We start from the raw sequence: 23,927 nt of genomic DNA on the forward strand, positions 1-23,927 counted from the left end.
GATGCCATCACAAGGATTCGATAATCATGGACCAGGTGATGATCTGCCGAATCGCGCCACAGGCGCGGCGATAGTCTCCTGCCTGCCTTGCAGCATCGAAAGCTGCTGCCACGATCGGCTCTTCAACGCCAGCCGCCTCTGCAATCCACAGTAGCGATGCCGCGTTCTCCAATTTGTTGAAACAATCTTTCGCGCTGTTATTCGGCTTCCGCCGCGAATAGGCACCTGATCCGTAGGTTGCGTTATCTGCAAACCACTGCACCATATGCTGTTTTTCTGTTCTTGAACGTACATCCGGCGAATTGCCCACCTCGCGAATGTACTTATCGGAATACGGGTAATGCGAGCGCTTGAAACGCAATAAATGCGAAAAAGCAACGCAGCTCATATCATTTCCACTTGCCACGTCAGCCTTCTTCATTAAAGGTTAGCTTCAACTTTTCATTAATTGTATCAACTGAGAAAGAGAGCATGTCCAGTTGGAAACCAGCTCAGTCGCAATGCTCAGAACACGTCCATTTTCCAAAGACAGGGAATACGAAAAGGGAATACCGCATATGAACGTGTCAATAAACATCAATCATTACCCCTACGGCGGGTATATTCGAAATCCGGTCTCACCACAGCTCAGACTCAGGACTTCAAGATTGAGAACCGGCTGATCCAAACCGCTCTCGCAGAATCAAACCATCCTTATCAGCAATTCCAGAGTACCGGATCATAGCAACCAGACATACCATAAAAGACTCTTGTCGTTGACAAAGGGCGATAAGAAGACATTGCCTCTATAAATATTACAAATATTATTGTGTTTTCCAAATACAGAAAGAGCCAAAGCACATACCAATCGCGATAAGCTATAAAGTGGTACATTCGATTTTTTGAATCCACTGGCCGTCGGTCAGCAATGCTGCCTATATCAGCTCTGAAGGACAGAGGGAACAGCGGAGTCCAGGAAAGCATCTACGCGCTTTTGCTTGCTCAAAAGCTGCTGCGCAAATCCGACTTGGTAAGCCTCAACCCCAAATCCCAACCCTTGCTATCAATGAAGACCGCATTCACTCATATTCAAGCTTGTACTGCTTATATTCCTAGTCACAGCTCATAAATGGTAAGCAATAAAATGCCTTGGATGCCCCTTTGCCTAGTACCCTTTGCGTAGTACTTGTGCGCTCCCAAGCCAAAGAAGTAGACTTCCACCGACTCGAACTTGCTAGCATGATTGCATCTGCACCAAGGAAGGCCAAGGGGGTTCAAATGCAGTACACACAACTGGGCAAGACAGGCATCAACATATCGAAGATCTGCGTGGGGTGCATGAGCTTCGGCAAACCGGGCACCATGCATGACTGGACATTGGATGAGGAAGGGACTGACGCGGTCGTTGCGCACGCACTGGATCTGGGCATCACCTTTTTCGATACAGCCAACGGCTACTCGGCCGGGACCAGTGAAGAGTATCTGGGGAAGGCACTCAAAAGGCATTCAAGCCGCGATCAGGTGGTCATCGCTTCCAAGGTCTACTTCAACGAAGGGCGGCTCTCTTCCAAGGCCATCCATCGGGAGATCGAGGGGACGCTCAAGCGGCTGGGCACCGACTACCTGGATCTTTATATCATCCACAGGTTTGACTATGGAACGCCCATCGAGGAGACCATGGAAGCGCTGAACGACCTGGTCAGCGCAGGCAAGGTGCGAGCACTGGGGGCCTCAGCCATGTATGCCAGCCAGTTTCAGGACATGCAAAAAGTCGCCCAGGACAACGGCTGGACCCCTTTCAGCGCCATGGAGAACCACTACAACCTGCTCTACCGGGAGGACGAGAAGGACCTGATTCCCTTTTGCAGAAAGACGGACGTCTCACTCATGCCCTACAGCCCTCTGGCTGCCGGCCATCTGACACGTCCCACCTGGACCGCCGACACCCTGCGCAGCGCCACTGACAAGGTCTCGCGCGGCAAATACGACCGGGCCGAAGACAACGATCTGACCATCATCGACCGTGTGCAAAAAGTGGCCGAGCGACATGGCGTACCCATGGCCCAGGTAGCCATCGCCTGGCAGTGGGCCAAAGGCGTCGCCTCACCGATTATCGGCGCCACCAAGGCCCGCCATCTCGACGATGCCGTGGCTGCGCTGGATTTGGAGCTCACGCCTGAAGAGATCGCCTCCATGGAGGAGCCCTACCTGCCGCACGAGACAGTAGGAGCCATCGACAGCAACCCTCCTGAAGGCGTGGTGCTACTGGACGCGGAGGAGAATTAAGGCAATCCCCTGGCCTGAAGCGTGGGTGTTGGATCTAATGACTCATGATCTAATGCCGGGTCATACCTTTATCGCTGTGTCAGACCAAGGAAACAGCTGAAGGACAAGCCCTCATGGGCTCAGGCCAGCCTATACCCATCAGACCTGTCCGCATTCGCCAGATCCGCTGAATCATCCGAATTCTCGACTGCTCCCGGAACAGTCAGGGCATCGAAGCTCTCAGCATCTTCAGAAGCTGTCAGCGTATTCGACGTTCCCGATGCCTGCTGATTCTCGGATGTCTGCGAATTGACCATGTCTAAATCCAGTACCGTTTTATAATCACGATCCGCGTCAGACTGCGAATAGCCAAAGTGAGCCTCGTCCATAACGGAAATCAGGTGCATGCCCATAGGGCGCATGGTCGTCCAGGTAATCCCTCCCGACAACGCTCCACCAATGATCGGCACAGCCTTGGAAACCCCTGTGGCAAAGACTTTCTTAGTCATCTTTACGGACATAGTCTTGGCCACCGATTTGACGATCGGATAGATCACTCCCTTTGTCAAGGCCTTCTGCGGCAGACGCTTCAACACGGATTTCCCCAGTTGCGTAGAGATCAAACGCACCGCCGAACTGGCACCAGTAAGGCCAAGCATGACGCCGAGGTACAAAAGCAATTGATTCCCGATCACGCCATCATCCGGCAGGACGGCTTCCCAGAAATCCTCCTCTCCATACAGATAGGCGATCTCTTGCGCCGTTATCAAAACAAAAGCATAGAACTGGGCCACATCTGCTGGAATTGTGGCAGCCATGGTAAACCCACCCGGCACTCCAGCCAAGAAAGATGCACCGGCGGATTGCCCCGTTCGTTTCAGCACGATTTGCCGTGCCATCTTAAGAAGAATCTTCCGATCGCAACCGGCGGCCACTGGGCCCCTCTTCACTATGTCGTCAATGACCTGCCGTGGAGCACTGGCGAACTGCTCACGCAGAAACCGCTCACGATCCACTTTCATCCCTGGAATTCGCACAGCCTGATTCAGCACCACCATCAAAGCTTTTCTGCCATCTTTAGAGCTTTCGGTGTTTTCCTTCGCCATTGCTAACCTTCTCCGCCGCCATCCTTGGCCGATATTTCACGAGGTCGATTGTATCCAAGAAACCAGACGATCACATCCATAACTGCTCTGATAACGTGATCAGACGGGACATCGACGCTGAAGATTAGCTGCAAGATGCAGGAAAGCCATCTTCAGTACAGTCGCTGAACTCAAGCATGAGGCTGACAATCCATCAAGCAGCTGACCGGGCGGCCGCCTGCGGCACTGACCAAGGCCAGATATCGCGCGGCGTGGCCACCACCTTGACCAGATCTGCCGGGGCTTCGGTCATCGTGAACAGGGGACCGCCATGGATATCCGAACCAGCCATGATCCGTCCATGCTGAATCAGGATGCGCCCATTCTTTTCCAGAGCCCGGTAGCGGAATCACGCAGATCCAGGATTTGCCGGTTCTGGGCTTCGATGTAGGAGTGCGGCGATCGAGGGCCGACTGACTGGTCAACTTGACAAACGGTGCCCTTCCAGAGGACTTTTCCACAGTCCAGGATGATCCCAAACTCCGGCTGCTCGACAGTCACTACCAGCTGCCATGCCCAGCGATGCTCCTCAGGCAGAGCCCCGCTCTTCCAGATGGCTCTAGCCCTATTGCCGGAATGTGCCGCGGGACGGTTATGCTGTGTATGAGACATTCCTATGCTGTCCAGACCGAGAAGGAGACAGGACAATGGCAGAGACATTCGACGTGCTGGTCGAGATTCCCCGGGGCTCCCGCAACAAGTATGAGATGGACCACGACAGCGGCCATATCAGGCTGGACCGCACCCTCTTCACCTCCATGGGCTACCCCGACGACTACGGCTACATCGACGGGACCCTGGGCGAGGACGGCGATCCCCTGGATGCCCTGGTCATGATTCCCGATTCGGTCTTCCCGGGCTGCATCGTCGAATGCCGCGCCGTAGGTCTCTACCACATGGTCGACGAGGCCGGCGGGGACGACAAGGTCCTCTGCGTGCCTGCTGACGTCCGCTACGATGCCATCAAGGACATCGATGACGTCTCCGACTTCCACAAGCAGGAGATCAAGCACTTCTTCGAACAGTACAAGGCTCTGGAACCAGGCAAGGAGGTCATGCCCGGCGACTACTGGACCAATGCCGAGGCTGCCGAGACCCAGATCAAGGCTGCACGCAAGCGCCTGGCAGCGCAGCACTGACTTTTCAAGGCCGACCAGTCGGCGCAACCACCCCGGCAAGGGCCCAACCACCGCCCGAACCGGGGTTTTGCATGCTCAAATCCTCCCAAAACGCGTCCGGCCGTCTACGATTGCCAATTGCTGGTGCGCGCGCAACGGCAGGAGCGGCTATGACTTTCTATACGTACCAATACCTCAAGGGCGGTCAGACCAACTGGACCATGATCAGGATCATCGTGGTCGTCGTTCTGGCCCTGGCCTTCCTCTTCTTCCTGTTCATGTACTCCCGCCACCGCTGGAACCATAAGTACAAGGATCTGTCCATCATCCTGGCCACCCTGCTACTGCTGGCGGCGGCCATCCAGTACAGCGACTACACCAATCTGCGCACAGCCAGTCTGCAGAGCGGACAGCTGACCACGGTCATCGACAAGTCCGCAGCCAAGCTCAAGGTCAAACCTGAGCAAATCAGCATCAACGACACCTCGCGCAACAACGACATGATCATCAAGACTCCCAAGGGCTACTACACCCTGGTATTCAACAGCTCAGGCTCCGAATTCCTGCTGCAGCGCGCCTACCTGTACCGCCCAGACATCACCGTGATCGGAGAGTGACCCATGGATATCAATTTCTACGTCAACGTGGCCCTGAAGCTGATCGTCGGTCTGCTCTTCATCACCCTGCTCATCAATGTGACCGGCAAGGGGAATCTGGCGCCCACCTCGCCCATGGACCAGTTGCAGAACTACGTCCTGGGCGGCATCATCGGCGGGGTCATATACAGCGACAGCATCTCCATGGCCCAGTACATCGTCATCCTGCTGATATGGGCGGCACTGATCCTCATCACTCGATACGCCAAGACCCACATCCATGCAGTGGGCAAGTACATCGACGGCGAACCGGTCACCATCATCAAAAACGGCAAGCTGCTGGTCCAAAACTGTCTCAAGGTCAATCTGACGGCCAAGGAGGTGGACTTCAAGCTGCGAACCAAAGGCATCAACGACATCCGCGACGTCAAGCGGGGCATTGTCGAGCAGAACGGCAGCCTGACCATCATCTCCGAGGGCGACAAGGACGTGCGCTATCCGGTGGTCATGGATGGGCGGGTCAATCCCGATGTACTTGACGCCATGGGACGGGACGAGCACTGGCTTGACGAGCAGCTGGCCAAGCAGGGCATACGCAAGATCAGCGATGTGTACATGGCACGCTTCCAGAACGGCGAGTTCTACGCCGTCACCTACCAGGACAAGTAGCGCCGTCCACGCGGCAGAGAGCAGCCTGATTGTGACCCATGGCACATTAAAAGGCCGATTCGATATCCTGTCATGCTTGATCGTTCCAGCGCTGACAGGTAAAATCTAAGCCTATATTGTCATGGCGTAGCATGTGAACGGCATTCAACGAATTCAAAGCCGACTCCAATCGGCAGTTCCGCGCTGGACGCTCCCGAGGCGTAGGCGGGTTTGAGGAGACCTGGTCGAGGCCCATCCCTCCAGGGATGAACCCTTTCAAGGAATGCCGTGTTCTTCAGATTGCTGTTTATTGCCTTAGGTGTATCTTCTGACGCTTTTGCGGTCTCCATCAGCAAAGGACTGTCCGTGGACCGACTGCGGGCCCGCCATCATTGGCTGGTCGGACTTTGGTTCGGCGGGTTCCAGACTCTGCTGCCCCTGCTTGGCTACTTCGCAGCCTCCATGCTGCAGGACTCCCTGGCCGCCGTGGATCATTGGATTATCTTCGGCATCCTGTCGGCAATCGGGGTCAATATGATTCGCGAGGGCGTCTACGGCAAGGAAGAGGAAGCGAACGAAGAAGAGAGCTTCTCTTGGCGGCGAATGCTTCCTGCGGCCATAGCCACCAGCATCGATTCATTCGGCGTGGGTGCGGGCCTGGCCCTGCTGGGCATCAACGTCTGGCTGTCCGCGCTGGTCATCGGGCTGGTGACTGCTGCGGCCTCCGTAGTGGGGCTGCGCATCGGATACGCCGTCGGCTCACGCTGGCGCAAGCCGGCCAGAATCGCCGGCGGCATCATGCTAATAGTCATGGGTATCCAGATCCTTCTGGATCACCTGATGAATGCCTAGCTCAGATCGTCGTCTGGAGGACCAAGGCGGCCAGCACCACGCCGGCTCCAGCCAGAAGGATCGACATCAGCGCCAGACCAATGGCCCCACGCCGATCAGCTGCTTCCTGGGCCCAGCGATGGCCCGCAGTCATGAGCCCGAGCAGCAGCAACAAGGCCACAAGCACCACCAGGATCGATATCGGGTCAGATTGCAATCCCCTGATCAGCTCTGGCAGGAAGATCCATCCCGATGCGGCGACAGCAGTGACCCCGCCCATGGCGGTTGCAGAAATGCCTCGGATGACCATCCGCCTGTCCCGCCGCAGCATCTGCCGAACGAACATGAAAACAGCCAGGAGAGCCAGCAGGAATGCCGCAGTCGACAGCCAGACAGCGAAGGCGCCAGGTCCCTGCACGACCAAGGCCGGCACTAGGCAGATCAAGGTCAGCAGACCGAACATGGCCCGGTCGGGAGCGGGTCGAATGCCCCGGCCCACCAGGGGCCAGGAGGCCACCAGGGCCAATGCCAGCACCAAAACCAGGACGGCCTGCACCCATCGACCGATCCGAGGCTCCGCCAGCAAGCCCGCCGCTGTGCCCGGCAGAATCAAGGCCGCCAAGGCCAGCATCTGCGTCAGCGCGGGCGCGCGCCCATCCCGTGTTTCTTGTGCGGTCTGCGCCATGGGTCCTCCTGCCTGTCCCCGTCGGGGAGCCATACGTCACATCCTAGGCCAAGGCCATCCTGTGAACTCAGAGCCCCGGTGACGGGCCGATTGTACAATGATGACGACTGTTCAACGAATCCACTCCCGGTATGGATGAACGGACAGGGAAGAAGGTACCCCCGTGACGGATCTGACCTTGATGACCTGCGCCGAGGACCCGGCATCGGTTCTGCCAGCCTTGGCCCTGCTCTCCCATCGAGTGCGCGTTCTGCCCCTGGACGCCGCCTCTCTGGTAAGGATGCCCGAGGACACGGTGCTGCTGATCGATGCCAGCGACGACCTGGCCGAGGCCAAGACCCTCTGCAACCTAACCCGAGCCTCCGGTCTGTCCACGCCCATCATCCTGATTCTGAGCGAAGGCGGCTTCACTGTGGTCAATGCCAGCTGGGGCGTGGCTGACGTAATCATTCAGTCCGCATCTCCAGCCGAGGTCGAGGCCCGGCTGCGTCTGATCTGCCAGCGCGCGACCCCGACACGCAAGCCGGATGCCCATCCAGAGGAAGCCGAGGACCAGGTGCCCAGCGGTCAGGTTCGCTCGGGCGATCTGGTCGTGGATACCGAAAGCTACACAGCCCGAATCCATGGTCGTCCCATCAACCTGGCTTACAAGGAGTTCGAGCTGCTCAAATACCTTGTTCTGCATCCCGGCAGGGTCTTCACCAGGGCGCAGCTCCTCCAGGAAGTCTGGGGCTATGACTATTACGGCGGCACTAGAACTGTGGACGTGCATGTGCGGCGGCTCAGGGCCAAGCTGGGCAGTGAGCACGAGCACCTGATCGGCACGGTCCGCAATGTGGGCTACCGGTTCGACCCGCCCTCCCCGGCAAGGACAACCTCCGTCCCCAAGCCCACGCCGGATGCCGGGACCGACCCAGACCCAGCCGAGCAAGAGAACAGCCAGGCCGAGCGACCCAAGGAACCTACGAAGAAGAAAACCGATCATAGTGACTGATGCATCATCAAACCGAAAGCGCCCCCAGGGCAGGGAAAGCAGGGCCCGGCGTCTGGCCCGCATGCACGAGGAGTACCGCATCCTCTGCCAGGTCTTTCCCGAGGCAGTATGTGCCCTGCACTTCCGCAACCCCTTCGAGCTACTAGTGGCCACGGTTCTGAGCGCCCAGACCACCGATAAGCGGGTCAACTCGGTGACCCCCGAACTCTTTGAGCGCTACCCTGATCCCGCAGCCATGGCCCAGGCCCAGCCGACCGATCTGGAGGCCATAATCCACCCGGTGGGCTTCTACCACGCCAAAGCCCGCCACCTGTCAGGACTCTCCCTGATGCTGACAGAAGACTACGGCGGCGAGGTACCCCAGACCATGGAGGAGCTGACCAGTCTGCCCGGCGTAGGGCGCAAGACCGCCAACGTGGTCCTCGGCAACGCTTTCAATATCCCCGGATTCCCGGTGGACACCCACGTCACTCGGGTCACCGGCCGACTGCGCTGGCGGACCGACTGGCGCAGCACCCACCCCGATCCGGTCAAGATCGAGCATGAGATCTGCGACTGCTTCCCGCCCGAGGACTGGACCAATCTGTCGCACAGGCTGATCCTCCACGGCCGAGCCACCTGCCACGCCCGCAAGCCCGACTGCCTCCACTGCCCCCTGGCCGAAACATGTCCCAGCGCCGAGCTTCTGTCCGGACCAGCCTCCCGGTAGAATCAAAACCATGGCACGCGGCAGACACAAGCAAATCAGATCCGGAATCGTATTTCTCCTGGTACTGGCAGTGCTGACCGCAGGCACCTACATGGCCTGGCCCCTGGTGACAGGCCAAGGAGGGTGGCGGCTGCCGTGGAACCAGGAAGGTCCGGGCCAGGTCGTACGCATCCGGGCCCGTCAGGCCCCCGTCTCACTGGATATCCGCACCGAACCCGGACGATCCACTGACCAGGCCCTGATGAGCAACGTCTATCAGACCCTGACCAGGCCCGATGCACAGGGTCGGCCGACGCCCGGCCTAGCTCAGAACTGGGAAGTCTCCGCAAACGGACTGCTCTATACCTTCCATCTGCGCAAGGATGCCCGCTTCGCCGATGGACGCCGCCTGACCTCGGAGGACGCCCTCTGGTCCTTGCATCAGATCATCGACCACCAGTACCAGGGTTATCGTGACCTGGACGGACTGGCCAAAGTAACCGACCCCGATGAGGCGACACTGGTAATCGGATTGAAGAGCCCGAACGTCAGGTTGCTGACTGCCCTGAGCGGTCGTGCAGGCATTGTCTACGACCGCCAGGCGAGGGTCAACTACTCTACTCAATCAGCCGGTTCCGGCCCCTACCAAGTTGCTGATTGGCAGCCGGGCGCCAGTCTGACCCTGACTGCCAACCAGTCCTATCGAGGCCCGGACAAGGCTGCCATTCGCAAGGTGATCTTCAGCTATACCGGCAGCCCGCAGCAAACCGTCAAGGATCTGGACCAGGGACGCCTGGACGCTGTAGTGGACATGGATCCGGACACCGCCAGGCAGGCTGGCAAGGCATCAACCGCCACACCCAGCACAGACAATGTGGTCTTGATCTTCAACAACAAGGCATCCAGCGCACTGTCCGACCAGCATGTACGCGAGGCAGTCCGCTATGCCCTGGACCGTGAAGCACTGGCCAGGCTGGAAGGAGGCGCAGCCAAAGCGCTGGGCGGGCCGCTCAATCAGCTGAGCCCCGGCTATGATCCTGGTCTGCAGGCCTTCCCCTTCGACCAGGCCCAGGCGGTTCATCGGTCCTCCTATTACCGTCCGTCCTTCTTCCATGGCGGTCTGCGTCTGGTCTATTCCCGCGAATTCGGCAGCCAGGTGGGCGAGCTGATTCGTACGCAGCTCAAGGCAGTAGGCCTCCCCAGCCAGGTCTCCATGGTGGACCAGCCCGCCTTCCGCGACCAAGTGCTCAACCGCCGCGACTACGACATGACCCTGCTGGTCATGGACAATGACGAAATCGACCGCTTCGCCGACCCCGACTCCATCATGCTCTTTGACAACGTCGATATTCAGAACTCCTGGAAGCAGGTGACGGCCAGCACCGACCAGAACGTCTATGCCGAGCGACTGCGGGCCTTCGCCCGACAGGTCAGCGACCTCTCCCCCAGCGACTGGCTCTATCAGCGTACGCCCCTGGTCCTTAAGGCCCCCCGACTCCAAGGCATGCCCAGCTCTCTGCTGGACCGCTATCTGCCCCTGTGGAACCTGCGCGTCCAGGGGTGAAAAGGCCGGAGCCCCTTGTCACTGTTCGTCCATAAAATGCTGGTATGTCTGCTGAACACCAAGGAATCGTCAATGCCCATCTGACCCCCCTGCCTGACAGGGTGGGCGTGGATGGCCTGGAGGAAAAGTGGTGCCGCGACTGGGACGAGTCCGGCGTCTACCGCTTCCGTAATACCCGCGAGCGCTCCGGCGTCTACTCCATCGACACCCCACCGCCCACGGTTTCGGGACACTTGCATGTGGGGCACGTCTTCTCGTACACCCATACCGACGTGATCGCCCGGTTCAAGCGGATGCAGGGATACGACGTCTTCTACCCCATGGGCTGGGACGACAACGGTCTGCCTACCGAGCGGCGGGTCCAGAACTACTACGGGGTTCGCGTAGACACCTCGCTCAAGTACGATCCGGACTTCAAGCCCCCCTTCCACGGGACCAAGGGCAAGAAGATCAGCGCCAAGGACCAGGTGCCCGTCTCCCGGCAGAACTTCATCGAGCTATGTGAGGAGCTGACCGCTGAGGACGAGAAGCTCTTCGAGCGGCTCTGGCGGTCGCTGGGGCTGTCGGTGGACTGGTCGCAGACCTACCACACCATCGGCGAGCATCCCCGCCGTGTAGCGCAGAAGGCCTTCCTGCGGAACCTGGCCCGGGGCGAGGCCTATCAGAAGGAGGCCCCCGGGCTCTGGGACGTGACCTTCCAGACCGCCGTGGCCCAGGCTGAACTGGAGTCGCGCGAGTACGACGGCTTCTACCATCGGGTGGCCTTCCGATTCGCGGACGGCAGCCCTATCTACATCGAGACCACCAGGCCTGAGCTGCTGGCGGCCTGTGGCGCCCTGATCGCCCATCCAGACGACAAGCGCTACCAAAAGTACTTCGGTCAGAAGGTCTACTCCCCTCTGTTCAAGGTGGAGGTGCCCATTCTGGCCCATCCAGCCGCTGAGATGGACAAGGGCGCCGGCATTGCCATGTGCTGCACCTTCGGCGACGTGACCGACGTGCAGTGGTGGCGGGATCTGAACCTGCCCACCAGGTCCATCATCCAGCGCAATGGACGAATCGTCATGGACGTGCCGGATTGGATCACCGATGAAGGCGGACGGGAAATCTTCGAGCAGACCGAGGGCAAGACCACCTTCTCAGCCCGTAAGGTCATCGTGGACGCACTGCGCGAGTCCGGCGACCTGGACGGAGAGCCCAAGCCCACCAAGCGCATGACCAACTTCTACGAGAAGGGCGACAAGCCACTGGAGATCGTCACCTCCCGTCAGTGGTACCTGCGCAATGGCGGCACCGACCAGAAACTCAACAAGGAGCTGCTGGGGCGGGGCGAGGAGCTCAACTTCCATCCGGACTTCATGCGGGTGCGCTACAACAACTGGGTCGAGGGGCTGAACGGCGACTGGCTGATCTCCCGGCAACGCTTCTTCGGCGTCCCCTTCCCCCTCTGGTACCCGGTCAGGGAGAACGGCGAGACCGACTACGCCCATCCCATCACCCCGGCCGAGGACAGGCTCCCCATTGATCCCAGCACTGACGTGCCCGAGGGCTTCGAGGAATCCCAGCGTGACCAGCCCGGCGGATTCACAGCCGAAAAGGACATCATGGACACCTGGGCCACCAGCTCCCTGACTCCTCAAATCGTAACCCACTGGGCCGAACCGAGCGAGGAGGATCAGGCCCTCTTCAAGGCCACCTTCCCCATGGATCTGCGTCCCCAGGGGCAGGACATCATCCGCACATGGCTCTTCAGCTCCATAGACCGAGCCCACCTTGAGAATGGCTGCCTGCCCTGGAGCGACGCCACCTTGTCCGGATGGATCCTGGACCCGGACCACAAGAAGATGAGCAAATCCAAGGGCAACGTGGTAGTGCCCGACGAACCCATCAAGAAGTATGGTGCCGATGCCGTGCGCTACTGGGCATCCTGCGCACGGCTGGGTCTGGATGCCACCTACGACGAGGGACAGATGAAGATCGGTCGCCGTCTGGCCGTCAAGCTCCTCAACGCTGCCAAGTTCGCCCTGGCCATCGGGCGGGAGGACGAGAGCCATAAGGTCGCCCTGGCAGCAGAGGTCACCTGGGACCCCGCTGACGTAACGGTCCCGCTGGATCGCGCGGTCCTGGCCAACCTTGCACAGGTGATCGACCAGGCAACCAAGGCCCTCGAAGCCTACGAGCACTCCAAGGCCCTGGAGGCGACCGAATCCTTCTTCTGGGACTTCTGCGACAACTACATTGAGCTGGCTAAGAACCGTGCTTACGGAACTGCGGATGCCACCGGCAGGACCCCTGACCAGGCCCAGGTGCTCAGCGCCCGCACGACCCTGGGACTGGTCCTGGACGCTCTCGATCGTCTCCTGGCCCCCTTCCTGCCCTTCGCCACTGAGGAGGCATGGCAGTGGATGCACCAGGGGGAAGGGTCGGTTCACCGGGCCTCCTGGCCTCGTTCGGAAGACTACCAGGCAGCTGCCCAGGGCCAGGATCCGGATCTTCTAACCTGGGCAGGCAGAGCCTTGGCCTCACTGCGCCGCATCAAGTCCGAGGCCAAGGTCTCCATGAAGACCCCCATCCTCTCCGCCTCCCTCAGCGTGGCGCCGGAGGGCCTGGAAACCGTGAAGGCTGCTCTGGACGATATAGCAGAAGCAGGCAGGGTCACCGGGGATCTGAATTTGGTCGAGGAAGCAGCAGAGCCCGAGTCACCTGGGGCGACCGACGATGAGTACGGCATCCGGGTAGCCGCTAGCCAACTGGGCGAGCCCCCTGCCAAAAAGCCTCGCAAGTAAGATTCACAATCTCCAATACAGCCGGGGTGGACCAGCGATAAGGGCCACCCCGGTTATTTATCCGTAAGGCCGATTGCACTGCCATAATCAGCACAATCGTCTAATAGGCGGTGACTGCTGACCCAGCCGATAACCCATCTGCGGGCGGATACCAGGTCACCATCTCCGCGACTTCTCTAGAGCGCAGTATCATCAGACGGCAGGCACGACTCTGCCCGACGCTTTACAGAGGAGGATTCCTAGGTATTTACAGACAGGGCGGTCTCTCCTCATCGTCAATATTGTAGCCAGCGGTATAAGAAGCCAACCATGCCGTTGACCATTATCCCTGATGCGACTCTCAGCAGGAGCTGGCCTGACTGGCCAGTCGCTCGTGACCACGCTTGGCGGCATCGGCCACCAAATGCAAATAAGCCTCAGCCAGGTCAGGATCCAGCCCGCAATCCTCTGCCTTGCCCCGCAAGGTCGCCACCTGGGCAGCCTCCCGCTGCAAATCCGCCGAGGCGAATCCCGCTCGAGCCTTGAGCAGACCGATGCGGCGCGTAACCCGGAACCGCTCCGCCAGCATGGTGACAATGGCGGCATCAATGGTGTCTACATCAGTACGCAGCTCTGCCACCTGACGGGCAGCGTCTGCCTGGGGACCATCGCCCTGCACCTGGTCATCGATTACCGTTTCCTCTATGTTCGTTTTGCCCATGGAGAACCAGTTTAATCCGGCCCTTACAGCTTCGACGACCTGGCCCATGATGGAGTTCGACATTGTGTGCTCGAGTGAATACCGGCATCAGAGGGAGTCTTGTCGATGCGGATCGGAAAAGCAGACCCTGCCTTACTCACAACTAGTTAGCCATCCACTCCTTGACAGGCAGCACAGGCATGATTCAGCTGGTTATAGTCGGTCTGCCGGCCACGGATCCGCCATTGGTTGCATGAGAAAGCTGCAAGGTCCAGATGGATCCAATGCACCAAGGTGGCTGTCACGCACCACCGCATATGCATTGGGCCCCATCCACGAACCGAATCGCGAATGGGGTCCAATAAACGTATCAGGCCTCAGACCCGAGTCACTTCTGAGCAAGCATGGACTGGTTGATGGCCGCCAGGAAGTCTCGGTTGGTTGCGGTCTTCTTCAGCCTAGGCACCAGGGTCTGGTAAGCCTGCTCGGTTTCCATGCCGCCCAGGAGGCGACGCAGACGATAGACCACAGCCAGCTCCTCGGGTGCGGTGATCAGCTCCTCGCGTCTGGTTCCGGATGCATTGATGTCGATGGCGGGGAACATGCGCTTATCAGCCAGATCCCTGGTCAACCTCAGCTCCATATTGCCGGTGCCCTTGAATTCCTCGAAGATGACCTCGTCCATCTTGGACCCGGTCTCCACCAGGGCCGATGAGATGATGGTCAGGGACCCGCCGTTCTCGATGTTGCGTGCAGCGCCGAAGAAGCGCTTGGGCGGATAGAGGGCCTGCGCGTCCACGCCGCCGGAAAGGATGCGTCCGGAGGCAGGAGCCGAGATGTTGTAGGCGCGAGCCAGACGGGTCATGGAGTCCAGCAGGACCACTACATCCTGCCCCAGCTCCACCAGGCGCTTGGCCCGTTCGATGGCCAGCTCAGCCACAGTGGTGTGATCGCTCGCGGGCCGGTCGAAGGTGGAGGAAATGACCTCGCCTTGGACAGTGCGCTCCATGTCAGTGACCTCTTCAGGCCGCTCATCCACTAGAACTACCATCAGATGCACCTCGGGGTTGTTAGCGGTGATGGAGTTGGCGATGGACTGCAGGGTCAGGGTCTTGCCGGCCTTGGGCGGCGAAACGATCAGACCGCGCTGACCCTTGCCAATGGGAGCGACAATGTCGATCAGACGACCAGTGATGTTCTTGGGCTGGGTCTCCATCCGCATGCGCTCCTGCGGATAGAGAGGGGTCAGCTTATTGAAATGGGGCCGACCGGCAGCTTCTTCAACACTAAAGCCATTGATGGTGTCGATGGCTTGAAGAGGAACGAACTTCTGCCGCTGATTGCGGTGCTCGCCCTCCCGCGGCGGACGAATGGAGCCATGCACGGCATCGCCCTTACGCAGGCCGTACTTCTTGACCTGGCCCATGGAGATATAGACGTCGTTGGGTCCTGGCAGGTAGCCTGAGGTGCGCACGAAGGCGTAGGAATCCAGCACATCCACGATGCCGGCTACGGGGACCAGATCCTCGGGCTTGAAGCTCTCCCTAGGCTCATAGTCACGATCCCGGACGCTATTGCGGTGGTTGTTGCGGTTGCGCCGGTCGTTACGATCGTTGCGGTCATTGTGATCGCCCCGGTTTCGGCGATCATAGCCGTTATGGCGGTAGTCGCGCCCATCCTCGCCGCGATCCTCGTAGCTCCGACGGCGGGGCCGGTCATTCCGTGAGGGCAGAGCCGCCAGAATGTCGTCCAAATTGCGCACTGAACCGGAACCAGAGCCGCCGCGCTCTTCACTACGCTCACGCTCACTCCGGCCATGACTGGCGTGGGAGCTGCGGGATGAATCCATGCTGCGGTGACGACGACGGGATATGACCACGTTCTCGTCGTCGGCTACAGTACGGGGGAATCGGTTCCGACGCTCTGAGCGGTCGTTCTTGTGGTCGTCAATGCCCAGAACTTCAAAAAGATCTCCAACGGGACGCTCATCCTCGGACCCAGTGGTTGTGGACTTCTGTGCGTCTTGAGCGGAGGGTTTCGTATCCTGCCCGGCCTGGCCCCTGTCAGCTCCTGTCGGTTGCTGATCGGTGGTCTGGCTCCTCTTAGCCACGGCGGTTGCAGCCTTTGGCTTGCCTACGGTCACGCCCTCGGGTGCCTCGCCGCCTGAACGGGCCGCCTCGATCGTTTCGATCAGAACCGGCTTGCGCATGCCGGAAATGCCACGCAACCCCAGCTGCCGGGCCAATTCCTTGAGTTCGGGCAGCTTCATGGAATGAATATCTTGGCTTGTTGCCACTGTTATAATGCCTTTCCTTCGCTATGCCCAATTAGGCTAGGCAAATAGCTTGAGAATTTTGCGGGGGTGCCGCTCATGAAAATCCGATGCCGACTCGGCTTATCGAACTTCCACAAGCCTACAACGAGCGCACGACCGGTGCAAGAACCGGCCTGCGTGTCCAAAATTCATAGGCAAACCTCTACACTGGGCGTATGAATGACCGATCATCTCTGCGTGAACAACGACGGAGCGAATTCGTGACTACGGCCATGCGGGTCTTCGACCGGAAAGGCGCCGCAAAAACCTCCCTACGCGACGTGATCCACGCCATGAACCACGGCAGGGGCGTAGGAATGAGCGTTTTTTATTACTATTTCAACTCTAAAGACGATCTGATAGACGCCTGCGTACGCACCTACCTAGCCTCCTATGTGGACCATGTGGTCGACATTCTGCAGAACCCTGAGCTAAGTGTTCAAGAGGCGCTGAATGAGATATGCCCGCATCTGATAAGGGCCATCTGGAAGATGGATGTCATCTTTGCGGACAAGGCCAACTGGTACAACTACCTGAGCACCAACAGCAGTGTGATGGAGGGCTTCGTCAAGCAGATCATCGATCCTCTGACCAAGGCCCTGGATCGCTGGCTGGATCGGGGCGACCTGCCGCAGACCACGCTGACACGGACAGCAGACACCCGTACCGTAGCCTGGCTGATGGCCGACGGTCTTTCATCCATCGTCAGCAACGGCAGAGGAGCCGCCGGCCACCCGCAGATCAGAGAGATCGTCCGCCAACGTGTCCGCGAAAGCGTGGCCTTCTTCTCGCAGCTTCTCGGCCTGCCCCTGAAAGCGCCGGCCATCGCCCTGTCGTAAAGGCAAAGCCCCCGAACCACATGGCCGAGGGCTTGAAATCAAATGAAGACTTGGGCCCCGGCTACTTCTCCTCGTGATAGGACTTCTCGGTGTTGACGTTCCAGACATTGGTCTTATCGGCACGCCCCGATTTGATGTTGGCCACGGCTTCCATGGACGTGGCCATGGAGTGGTCCTGGTTGTTGTAATGGTGCTGCCCGTTGCGGCCTACGCAGTAGAGGTTGCCGAAGGAGTCCAGCCATTTGACCAGCTCCGGCATTTGGGCGTAGGTGTCGAAGTAGGCCGGGTAGGCCTTGACCACCCGCTCTCGGTGCGAGTCCAGCACATCGGCAGGACCGTTGATGATACCCATCCTCGTGAGCTCCTTGATGGCGAATTCAGTGGTCTGCTCATCGCTCATGCTCCAGAAGTCATCGCCTTCCTCGCAGAAGTACTCCAGACCGATCCAAACGGTGCCATCCACGTTCTTGACCATATAGGGACTCCAGTTGTTGAAGATCTGGATACGGCCCATCTTGTAGCCGGGGTCCTGCACATAGATCCAGCAGTCGGGCACAATGGGCGGATCGCCCAGGGTCTTGATCGAGGTGGTGTTGCGGATGCGCAGGTGGCGGACCAGCAGGCCAACGGTCACGAAGTCTCGGTAGGGCAGGCCCTGAGCCACCCTGACCATTTCCTTATCGGTGGAAGGCTCCTCATGGGCGATGGCCTCCACCAGATCCTTGATGGGCATGGAGGAGATGATCTGATCGGCCTGCAAGGTCACCTCCCTGCCATCGGCGTTGCGGTAGATCACGCCGGTCATGCGGCCATCGCTCTGGGTCAGCCCGACCACGCGGGCATCAGTGATCACATGGACTCCATGCTCCACATTGCGACGCTCCACAGTCTCCCAGAGCTGCCCTGGACCCAGCTTGGGATACCAGAACTCTTCAATAAGGCTGGTCTCGACCTGATGAGCGTCGCGCTTCTTGGGCAGAAGCTTTTGGAAGGCGTTCTTGAGCACGCCCATGATGCTGAGCCCCTTGACCCGCTGGGCACCCCAGTCAGCACTGATCTCGCGAGGATGGCGCCCCCAGAGCTTTTCGGTGTAGCCCTCGAAGAACATGGAGTAGAGCTTGCGGCCGAAGCGGTTGATATAGAAGTTCTCCAGATTGTCTTCAGGCAGCTTGTGGACGACGGACTTCAGATAGCTGAACCCGGCCTGCATAGTCAGCTTGAAGCCCAGGGCCCTGAGGGTGTTGACCGTCAAAGAGATGGGATAGTCGAAGAAGTGGTGGTTCCAGTAGATTCTGGAGACGCGGTGCCGTTTGAGCATGACCCTGTCGGTCTTCTCCGGGTCGGGGCCGCCGGGCTCCAGATCGTGATGGCGACCGAGTTTTTTATCGTCATAGGAGGGCGCTCCCTGCAGAGGCAGGACCTCCTTCCACCAGTCCATGATCCGGTCATCCTTGGAGAAGAACCGGTGGCCGCCGATGTCCATGCGGTTGCCGTTGTGCCGAACCGTGCGGGAAATGCCGCCAAAGGCATCAGTGGCCTCCAGCACGGTGACGTCATAATGCTCGTCGCCGCCGTCCTTGACCAGTTCCCATGCCGCCGTCAAGCCGGCGGGCCCTCCGCCGATGACGATCACGGACTGCTTGCGCTCCATGCCAACCTCCTGAAAACCGTATGAAATCATCACCACTGTACCCGGATCGTCCCCGGCCGGAGACTGACGAGGAACTTCCCACACGAATTCCCGCCATTGCGTGGAATAAACGTGATGATGCTGGCCCTTGCGCGCTGTTTAGCCCAGCGAGTCAGGGATGTCGATGTCTGTCTTTTGCACTTCCTCCACATTGACGTCCTTGAAGGTGACGATGCGGACGTTCTTGACGAACCTGCTGGACCGGTAGACGTCCCAGACCCAGGCATCGGTCAGCCGAACGTCAAAGTAGACGTCCTGCCCAGCGGATCGGACATTGAAATCCACCTTATTGGCCAGGTAGAACCGCCGCTCGGTTTCGACCACGTAGGTGAACAGCTTGATTACATCCCGGTACTCGCGGTACAGAGCCAGTTCGGCATTGGTCTCGTAGTTGTCGAGATCCTCGGCACTCATCAGCTACCTCCATTCGCGCGATCACGGCCATGGCCAAGCGTACGCCACCAGGCGCGCTTGGAACGCTTGGACTCAGCCGACCCATAGGCCCAATCCGACGCTGTATGCTCCTCGCCAGACTGCTCAACAACCGATCCTGCAGAGCCTGATTCCTCCTGCGCTGTCTCAGAGTCCGTCTGACCAAGGCCCGCCTTCCCATGATTATTGCTGTCGGACCCCGCCTGCTCTTCAGCAGATTTTCCTGAACGCGAACCGCCATCCCTGTCTGGATTGGCCTGGTCGCCTGGCACCTGCGTGTCCTGCAATGCCGGGACGGACCCCCCAGGTTCGGATTCGCTTATGACGCCTTCCCCATCCGCAGCGTAGCCGTGTGCGACAAGGGCCTCAGCCACGCCGGGATTGTCGCGGATGACATGCATGCCGAAGGCATTCAAAGAGCGTATGGGATCATATTCATCGACCAGTGCGTCCATGACGATCTGATCCTGATACTTGCCATTCTCGGCATCCCAGAGCGCATCACGGGAGGTTCCCGAGATCATGAAGCCCAGGGACTGGTAGACGGAGATTGACCGTGTGTTTTTCTCTGGCACAGCCACCCAGATCCGATGCAGGCCCAAGCCCGTAGGAGCAGCAGCGTACCCATAAGTCATAATTCTGGGCATGGCGTCGCGGGAGTACCCCCGCCCCCGGAAGTGCCGCCCCAGGACCACCTGGATCCTGGCCGAGCGAGACCAGCCGTCCACGTCGATCAGGAAGATCATGCCGATGACCCCCTTAGTGGCATCAGCGTCAGGCGAGCCGTCCTGGTCGGTGTCAGCATCAGTGACCATGGCCCAGGCCAGTGTGCGGCGGGACTCGGGATCGCCCACGCCCGAATCGCGGGCAGCCAAACCCTTGGACCAGGCCACTGACCGTCGTACCCAGGCGTTGACCACGGCCCGTTCGGCATTAGGCCCCTTGCCGGTGATGCCGGTGGAATTGTAGAAGGCCTCCAGCTGGTCCATTGCCGTCAGATCGGCGATGACCGCCGGACGCAGGTGCAACATCTCGCCCCGGATATAGGGGATCTCGATCCTGTCGGGCAGCTGTCCGTCCGCCATGTCGTCTGATCCATCGGTATGCGTTTGCGGTCGGTCGTTGCCCCTGCCGCTCATAGACATCACGTCACCTCCATGATCGCCACCCTGCGATGGCAATCAATTGTAATCCCTTGCCCCTGGGAAAATCATGAGAGGCTGGGCGGGTCCGCCTGCCCGACCCCGAGGCGATCAGGCCGACGGACCGGGCGCGCTCAGGACCGGGCTATGCGCTCCATAACGATCTTGCTGACCGCCTTGGCATCGGCTTGGCCCTTGGTGGCCCGCATGACCGCTCCGATAATAGCGCCCATGGGCTTCATATTGCCGCCTTTGAGCTTGGCCACAATGTCCGGGTTGTCCTTGAGGGCCTGATCGACAGCGGCATCCAGAGCCCCATCGTCGGAAACCACCTGGTAGCCGTGCTTCTTGACGACCTCGCTGGGCGTGCCTTCACCGGCCAGTACGCCGGAGACGGTTTGCTTGGCCAGCTTGTCATTGAGCTTTCCGTCTACAATCAGCTGTTCCACATCGGCGACATCCTGAGCCGAAATGGGCAACTCCTGCAGGCTGACCCCACGGGCATTGGCCTCGCGGGAGATCTCGCCCAGCCACCACTTGCGAGCACCGGTAGCCGTGGCACCGGATTTGACCGTATCCTCAATCAGATCCACAGCATCGGCGTTGACCGCGTCCTGCATCTGCCGGTCGGTGAAGTCCCACTCCTTCTTGAGACGGGCGCGACGTTCGCGCGGCATCTCAGGCATCTGGGCCTTGAGCTCTTCAATATGGTCCTTGGTCACATGGACCATGACCAGGTCGGGGTCGGGGAAGTACCGGTAATCGTTGGCATCGGTCTTGACACGGCCGCCTGCCGTAGTCTGTGTGGACTCGTCCCAATGGCGGGTCTCCTGCAGCACCTCGCCGCCGGACTCCAGCAGAGCCGCCTGACGGCGAATCTCGTAGGTCAGGGTCTTCTCGATGCCCTTGAAGGTGTTGACGTTCTTGGTCTCTGACCGAGTTCCCAGAGGGGCATCCGGTCCGGCATGCAGGGAGACGTTGACATCGGCGCGCATGTTGCCCTGCTCCATGCGGGCGTGGGAGATGCCCAGGGCCCGGACGATGTCGCGGATGGCCCGGACATAGGCCCCGGCCACCTCGGGGGTGCGTGCCCCGGCGCCCTCTATGGGCTTGGTCACAATCTCGACCAGTGGCACACCAGCACGGTTGTAGTCCACTAGGGAGTGGTCTGCACCTTCGATGCGGCCATCGGCCCCGCCCACATGGGTGTTCTTGCCCGCGTCATCCTCAACATGGGCCCGCTCGATGGGCACACGGAAGATGCTGCCGTCATCCAGCTCCACGTCCAGATAGCCTTCGCCGTTCAGAGGCTTGTCATACTGGGAGATCTGGTAGTCGCGGGGCATGTCCGGGTAGAAGTAGTTCTTCCTGGCGAACTGGCTCCACTCGTTGACCTTGCAATGCAGAGCCAGGCCAAGCTTGACCGCATAGTCGATGGCGGTCTTGTTGACCACCGGCAGGCTGCCGGGCAGGCCCAGGGAGACCGGAGTCAGCTGGGTGTTGGGCTCGCCGCCGAACTCGATATGGGCCGGGCAGAAGAGCTTGGTGTTGGTGCAGAGCTCCACATGGACCTCCAGGCCGAACACCGGGTCGTACTTGGCCACGGCATCGGCGTACTTCATAAGTTTCTCAGCCATTGTGATTCCGCTTCCTTCCGATGCCTACTTGGTCGAATCCTGAGCCAGGCCATCCAGCCAGGGGGTGGACAGCTTCCGGGAGATGGGCCCGCCCCACTGTTCCTCCAAGGCCGCCTCAAGAGCGGCGGCAGGCCGGTACATGACCTCGTCGCGCATCTGGGGGGCGAAGAACTGGAAGCCGACAGGCAGTCCATCATCGCTGAGCCCGGCAGGGATCGACATGGCCGGGGTGCCGGCCAGGTTGGCTGGAATGGTAGCCACGTCGTTCAGGTACATGGCCAGCGGGTCGTCCACCTTCTCGCCAAAGCGGAAGGCCGTGGTCGGCGAAGTGGGCGATACCAGGACATCGGCCTGCTCGAAAGCCTTCTCGAAGTCACGGATGACCAGGGTGCGGACCTTCTGGGCCGAACCGTACCAGGCATCGTAATAGCCAGCGGACAGGGCGTAGATACCCAGGATGATCCTGCGCTTGACCTCGTCGCCGAACCCGGCCTCACGAGTGGCGGACATCATGTTGGCAGCCGTCTGGGGGACGCCTTCAGGAGGCATGACCCGCAGACCATAACGCATGCCGTCATAACGGGCAAGGTTTGAAGAAACCTCGGAGGGCATGATGATGTAGTAAGCAGCAAGCGCGTAGGGGAAGTGCGGGCAGGAAACCTGAACCACCTCGGCGCCCATGGACTCCAGCAGGGAAACGGCCTCGTTGAAGCGGGCCTCCACGCCGGGCTGGTAGCCCTCGCCGCCCAGCTCCTTGACCAGCCCCACCTTGAGGCCTTTCAAATCGCGCCGCTGACCCTGGCGAGCAGCCTGGGCCAGAGGAGGAACCGGCTTGGGAATGGAAGTGGAGTCGCGCTTGTCATGGCCGCCGATGACCTGCTGCAGCAGAGCCGCATCCAGCACGGATCGGGAAACCGGACCAATCTGATCCAGGGAGGAGGCCATGGCGATGGCCCCGAACCTGGAGACGCCACCGTAGGTGGGTTTGACGCCCACAGTGCCAGTCAGGGATCCAGGCTGGCGAATGGACCCGCCAGTGTCGGTGCCCAAGGCCAGCGGAGCTTCGAAAGCGCCTACGGCCGAGGCCGAGCCGCCGCCTGAGCCTCCCGGGACACGCTCGGTATCCCAGGGGTTGTGCGTGGGCTTGAAGGCCGAGTGCTCGGTGGAGGACCCTTGGGCGAACTCATCCAGGTTGGTCTTGCCCAGAATGGGCATGCCTGCGGCCTTGAGCTTCTTGATGACGGTGGCGTCGTAAGGCGGCACCCAGCCCTCGAGGATCCTGGAGGCGGCCGTAGTGGGAATGCCCTTGGTAACGATCATGTCCTTTATGGCGATGGGAACGCCCGCCAGTTCCGGCAACCCCTCGGCACCTTCGCGGGCCAGGCGCTTGTCGAAAGCGTCGGCCTGCTCCAGGGCCTGATCGGCGCTGACCTGCAGAAATGCATCAATGCTGGGCTCAGCAGCCTCGATCACATCCAGATGAGCCTGAACCAATTCACGGCTGGAAACCTGTCCCGACCGCAACTGCGCGGCCATGTCGGAGGCGGATTGCTTAACCAATTCTTCCTGTGCGCTCATCGTCTCACTCCTCGCCCAGAATGCGCGGAGCCACGAACATGCCTGACTCGGTGACCGGCGCCCCTGAGAGCGCAGCCTCCTGGGTCAATGGCTCTTCGGCCTCATCGGGACGCAGATAGGCCTCCAGGGGGATGGGGTTGGCAGTGGGAGGCACGTCATCACCAGCCACCTCCTGGACCTTGGTGATGGAATCGGCGATCACGTTGAGCTCGCCCTTGAGGCGGTCAGCCTCCTGATCAGTCAAGGCAATACGGGCCAGATCGCCCAAATGCTTGATCTCTTCACGTGTAAAAGTTGGCATACCACTTATCATATGG

23 protein-coding genes are annotated in these 23,927 nt (G+C 59.9%); 10 read left to right on the forward strand and 13 right to left on the reverse strand.

The genetic code is table 11. The annotated features are described in order from the left end of the window. Positions 1–7: 7 nt before the first annotated feature. Positions 8–421: a hypothetical protein gene (locus tag ACUIAD_RS01495; RefSeq protein WP_110452693.1), complete on the reverse strand. Its 414-nt coding sequence runs from the start codon at positions 419–421 to the stop codon at positions 8–10. A gap of 836 nt (positions 422–1,257) precedes the next feature. Between ACUIAD_RS01495 and ACUIAD_RS01500 the strand changes: the two genes are divergently transcribed. Next, positions 1,258–2,265, forward strand: coding sequence for an aldo/keto reductase (locus tag ACUIAD_RS01500; RefSeq protein ID WP_445343444.1), 1,008 nt, complete (start codon positions 1,258–1,260; stop codon positions 2,263–2,265). 119 nt (positions 2,266–2,384) lie between these two features. Here ACUIAD_RS01500 and ACUIAD_RS01505 read toward each other — a convergent pair whose 3' ends face one another. The 3 genes from ACUIAD_RS01505 to ACUIAD_RS01515 form a co-directional block, all read right to left on the reverse strand. Continuing rightward, the gene (locus ACUIAD_RS01505; RefSeq protein ID WP_445343445.1) at positions 2,385–3,350 is read right to left on the reverse strand and encodes a hypothetical protein; all 966 of its coding nucleotides are present in this window, start codon (positions 3,348–3,350) and stop codon (positions 2,385–2,387) included. Positions 3,351–3,543: 193 nt separating this feature from the next. Further along, positions 3,544–3,681, reverse strand: coding sequence for a hypothetical protein (locus ACUIAD_RS01510; protein ID WP_445343446.1), 138 nt, complete (start codon positions 3,679–3,681; stop codon positions 3,544–3,546). Between the two features lie 17 nt (positions 3,682–3,698). Beyond that, positions 3,699–4,001: a hypothetical protein gene (locus ACUIAD_RS01515; RefSeq protein ID WP_445343447.1), complete on the reverse strand. Its 303-nt coding sequence runs from the start codon at positions 3,999–4,001 to the stop codon at positions 3,699–3,701. Between the two features lie 35 nt (positions 4,002–4,036). Between ACUIAD_RS01515 and ACUIAD_RS01520 the strand changes: the two genes are divergently transcribed. The 4 genes from ACUIAD_RS01520 (at position 4,037) to ACUIAD_RS01535 (ending at position 6,603) form a co-directional block, all read left to right on the forward strand. Beyond that, complete coding sequence (locus tag ACUIAD_RS01520) at positions 4,037–4,528, forward strand: inorganic diphosphatase (RefSeq protein WP_445343448.1); 492 nt, start codon at positions 4,037–4,039, stop codon at positions 4,526–4,528. Positions 4,529–4,677: 149 nt separating this feature from the next. Beyond that, positions 4,678–5,124: a DUF3290 family protein gene (locus ACUIAD_RS01525; protein WP_445343449.1), complete on the forward strand. Its 447-nt coding sequence runs from the start codon at positions 4,678–4,680 to the stop codon at positions 5,122–5,124. Between the two features lie 3 nt (positions 5,125–5,127). Further along, positions 5,128–5,772, forward strand: coding sequence for a DUF421 domain-containing protein (locus ACUIAD_RS01530; protein ID WP_445343450.1), 645 nt, complete (start codon positions 5,128–5,130; stop codon positions 5,770–5,772). 267 nt (positions 5,773–6,039) lie between these two features. Then, entirely contained in the window at positions 6,040–6,603 is a 564-nt protein-coding gene (locus tag ACUIAD_RS01535; RefSeq protein ID WP_445343451.1) for a manganese efflux pump MntP, read from the forward strand. Between the two features lies 1 nt (position 6,604). Here ACUIAD_RS01535 and ACUIAD_RS01540 read toward each other — a convergent pair whose 3' ends face one another. Then, positions 6,605–7,267: a hypothetical protein gene (locus ACUIAD_RS01540; RefSeq protein WP_445343452.1), complete on the reverse strand. Its 663-nt coding sequence runs from the start codon at positions 7,265–7,267 to the stop codon at positions 6,605–6,607. A 163-nt stretch (positions 7,268–7,430) separates the two neighbouring features. Here ACUIAD_RS01540 and ACUIAD_RS01545 point away from each other — a divergent pair, with 163 nt between their 5' ends. The 4 genes from ACUIAD_RS01545 to valS all read left to right on the forward strand — a co-directional run bounded on the left by ACUIAD_RS01545 (position 7,431) and on the right by valS (position 13,299). After that, positions 7,431–8,261, forward strand: coding sequence for a winged helix-turn-helix transcriptional regulator (locus tag ACUIAD_RS01545; RefSeq protein ID WP_445343453.1), 831 nt, complete (start codon positions 7,431–7,433; stop codon positions 8,259–8,261). A 61-nt stretch (positions 8,262–8,322) separates the two neighbouring features. Next, positions 8,323–8,970, forward strand: a complete 648-nt coding sequence (gene nth / locus ACUIAD_RS01550) for an endonuclease III (protein ID WP_110452826.1) — start codon at positions 8,323–8,325, stop codon at positions 8,968–8,970. Positions 8,971–8,980: 10 nt separating this feature from the next. Continuing rightward, the gene (locus tag ACUIAD_RS01555; RefSeq protein WP_445343454.1) at positions 8,981–10,513 is read left to right on the forward strand and encodes an ABC transporter substrate-binding protein; all 1,533 of its coding nucleotides are present in this window, start codon (positions 8,981–8,983) and stop codon (positions 10,511–10,513) included. Between the two features lie 44 nt (positions 10,514–10,557). Further along, positions 10,558–13,299 carry a valine--tRNA ligase gene (valS, locus tag ACUIAD_RS01560; RefSeq protein WP_445343455.1) on the forward strand — a complete coding sequence of 914 codons (2,742 nt, stop codon included), beginning with the start codon at positions 10,558–10,560 and terminating at the stop codon, positions 13,297–13,299. A 340-nt stretch (positions 13,300–13,639) separates the two neighbouring features. On the opposite strand, the gene ACUIAD_RS01565 is transcribed toward valS, so the two are convergent. Next, on the reverse strand, positions 13,640–14,062 hold the full coding sequence (locus ACUIAD_RS01565) for a chorismate mutase (protein WP_445337665.1): 423 nt from the start codon (positions 14,060–14,062) through the stop codon (positions 13,640–13,642). Positions 14,063–14,366: 304 nt separating this feature from the next. Then, complete coding sequence (rho, locus tag ACUIAD_RS01570) at positions 14,367–16,247, reverse strand: transcription termination factor Rho (RefSeq protein WP_445343770.1); 1,881 nt, start codon at positions 16,245–16,247, stop codon at positions 14,367–14,369. 266 nt (positions 16,248–16,513) lie between these two features. Here rho and ACUIAD_RS01575 point away from each other — a divergent pair, with 266 nt between their 5' ends. Beyond that, positions 16,514–17,131 (forward strand): TetR/AcrR family transcriptional regulator, encoded by a 618-nt coding sequence (locus tag ACUIAD_RS01575; RefSeq protein WP_445343456.1) that lies wholly within the window; start codon positions 16,514–16,516, stop codon positions 17,129–17,131. Positions 17,132–17,192: 61 nt separating this feature from the next. On the opposite strand, the gene ACUIAD_RS01580 is transcribed toward ACUIAD_RS01575, so the two are convergent. The 6 genes from ACUIAD_RS01580 to gatC form a co-directional block, all read right to left on the reverse strand. Next, a complete protein-coding gene (locus ACUIAD_RS01580; RefSeq protein ID WP_110452706.1) occupies positions 17,193–18,782 on the reverse strand; it encodes an NAD(P)/FAD-dependent oxidoreductase in 1,590 nt (529 codons plus the stop codon). A 138-nt stretch (positions 18,783–18,920) separates the two neighbouring features. After that, positions 18,921–19,235, reverse strand: a complete 315-nt coding sequence (locus ACUIAD_RS01585; protein ID WP_015022511.1) for a DUF2469 domain-containing protein — start codon at positions 19,233–19,235, stop codon at positions 18,921–18,923. Continuing rightward, positions 19,235–20,338 carry a GNAT family N-acetyltransferase gene (locus tag ACUIAD_RS01590; RefSeq protein ID WP_258333204.1) on the reverse strand — a complete coding sequence of 368 codons (1,104 nt, stop codon included), beginning with the start codon at positions 20,336–20,338 and terminating at the stop codon, positions 19,235–19,237. The genes ACUIAD_RS01585 and ACUIAD_RS01590 overlap by 1 nt, the downstream gene beginning before the upstream one ends. Positions 20,339–20,529: 191 nt before the next feature. Next, the gene (gatB, locus tag ACUIAD_RS01595) at positions 20,530–22,032 is read right to left on the reverse strand and encodes an Asp-tRNA(Asn)/Glu-tRNA(Gln) amidotransferase subunit GatB (protein ID WP_445343457.1); all 1,503 of its coding nucleotides are present in this window, start codon (positions 22,030–22,032) and stop codon (positions 20,530–20,532) included. A 24-nt stretch (positions 22,033–22,056) separates the two neighbouring features. Further along, positions 22,057–23,610, reverse strand: coding sequence for an Asp-tRNA(Asn)/Glu-tRNA(Gln) amidotransferase subunit GatA (gene gatA, locus ACUIAD_RS01600; RefSeq protein WP_445343458.1), 1,554 nt, complete (start codon positions 23,608–23,610; stop codon positions 22,057–22,059). Positions 23,611–23,614: 4 nt separating this feature from the next. Continuing rightward, positions 23,615–23,911 (reverse strand): Asp-tRNA(Asn)/Glu-tRNA(Gln) amidotransferase subunit GatC, encoded by a 297-nt coding sequence (gene gatC / locus ACUIAD_RS01605; RefSeq protein WP_015022515.1) that lies wholly within the window; start codon positions 23,909–23,911, stop codon positions 23,615–23,617. Positions 23,912–23,927 lie beyond the last annotated feature (16 nt).

It is taken from the genome of Bifidobacterium sp. ESL0819, assembly GCF_052606245.1.

Bases quoted from the DNA above. Each gene is read 5' to 3' on its own strand.
- ACUIAD_RS01495 (WP_110452693.1), bottom strand. From the start codon at position 421: ATGAAGAAGGCTGACGTGGCAAGTGGAAATGATATGAGCTGCGTTGCT.
- ACUIAD_RS01500 (WP_445343444.1), top strand. From the start codon at position 1,258: ATGCAGTACACACAACTGGGCAAGACAGGCATCAACATATCGAAGATC.
- ACUIAD_RS01505 (WP_445343445.1), bottom strand. From the start codon at position 3,350: ATGGCGAAGGAAAACACCGAAAGCTCTAAAGATGGCAGAAAAGCTTTG.
- ACUIAD_RS01510 (WP_445343446.1), bottom strand. From the start codon at position 3,681: ATGGCTGGTTCGGATATCCATGGCGGTCCCCTGTTCACGATGACCGAA.
- ACUIAD_RS01515 (WP_445343447.1), bottom strand. From the start codon at position 4,001: ATGTCTCATACACAGCATAACCGTCCCGCGGCACATTCCGGCAATAGG.
- ACUIAD_RS01520 (WP_445343448.1), top strand. From the start codon at position 4,037: ATGGCAGAGACATTCGACGTGCTGGTCGAGATTCCCCGGGGCTCCCGC.
- ACUIAD_RS01525 (WP_445343449.1), top strand. From the start codon at position 4,678: ATGACTTTCTATACGTACCAATACCTCAAGGGCGGTCAGACCAACTGG.
- ACUIAD_RS01530 (WP_445343450.1), top strand. From the start codon at position 5,128: ATGGATATCAATTTCTACGTCAACGTGGCCCTGAAGCTGATCGTCGGT.
- ACUIAD_RS01540 (WP_445343452.1), bottom strand. From the start codon at position 7,267: ATGGCGCAGACCGCACAAGAAACACGGGATGGGCGCGCGCCCGCGCTG.
- nth (WP_110452826.1), top strand. From the start codon at position 8,323: ATGCACGAGGAGTACCGCATCCTCTGCCAGGTCTTTCCCGAGGCAGTA.
- ACUIAD_RS01555 (WP_445343454.1), top strand. From the start codon at position 8,981: ATGGCACGCGGCAGACACAAGCAAATCAGATCCGGAATCGTATTTCTC.
- valS (WP_445343455.1), top strand. From the start codon at position 10,558: ATGTCTGCTGAACACCAAGGAATCGTCAATGCCCATCTGACCCCCCTG.
- ACUIAD_RS01565 (WP_445337665.1), bottom strand. From the start codon at position 14,062: ATGTCGAACTCCATCATGGGCCAGGTCGTCGAAGCTGTAAGGGCCGGA.
- rho (WP_445343770.1), bottom strand. From the start codon at position 16,247: ATGAAGCTGCCCGAACTCAAGGAATTGGCCCGGCAGCTGGGGTTGCGT.
- ACUIAD_RS01580 (WP_110452706.1), bottom strand. From the start codon at position 18,782: ATGGAGCGCAAGCAGTCCGTGATCGTCATCGGCGGAGGGCCCGCCGGC.
- ACUIAD_RS01585 (WP_015022511.1), bottom strand. From the start codon at position 19,235: ATGAGTGCCGAGGATCTCGACAACTACGAGACCAATGCCGAACTGGCT.
- ACUIAD_RS01590 (WP_258333204.1), bottom strand. From the start codon at position 20,338: ATGGCGGACGGACAGCTGCCCGACAGGATCGAGATCCCCTATATCCGG.
- gatB (WP_445343457.1), bottom strand. From the start codon at position 22,032: ATGGCTGAGAAACTTATGAAGTACGCCGATGCCGTGGCCAAGTACGAC.
- gatA (WP_445343458.1), bottom strand. From the start codon at position 23,610: ATGAGCGCACAGGAAGAATTGGTTAAGCAATCCGCCTCCGACATGGCC.
- gatC (WP_015022515.1), bottom strand. From the start codon at position 23,911: ATGCCAACTTTTACACGTGAAGAGATCAAGCATTTGGGCGATCTGGCC.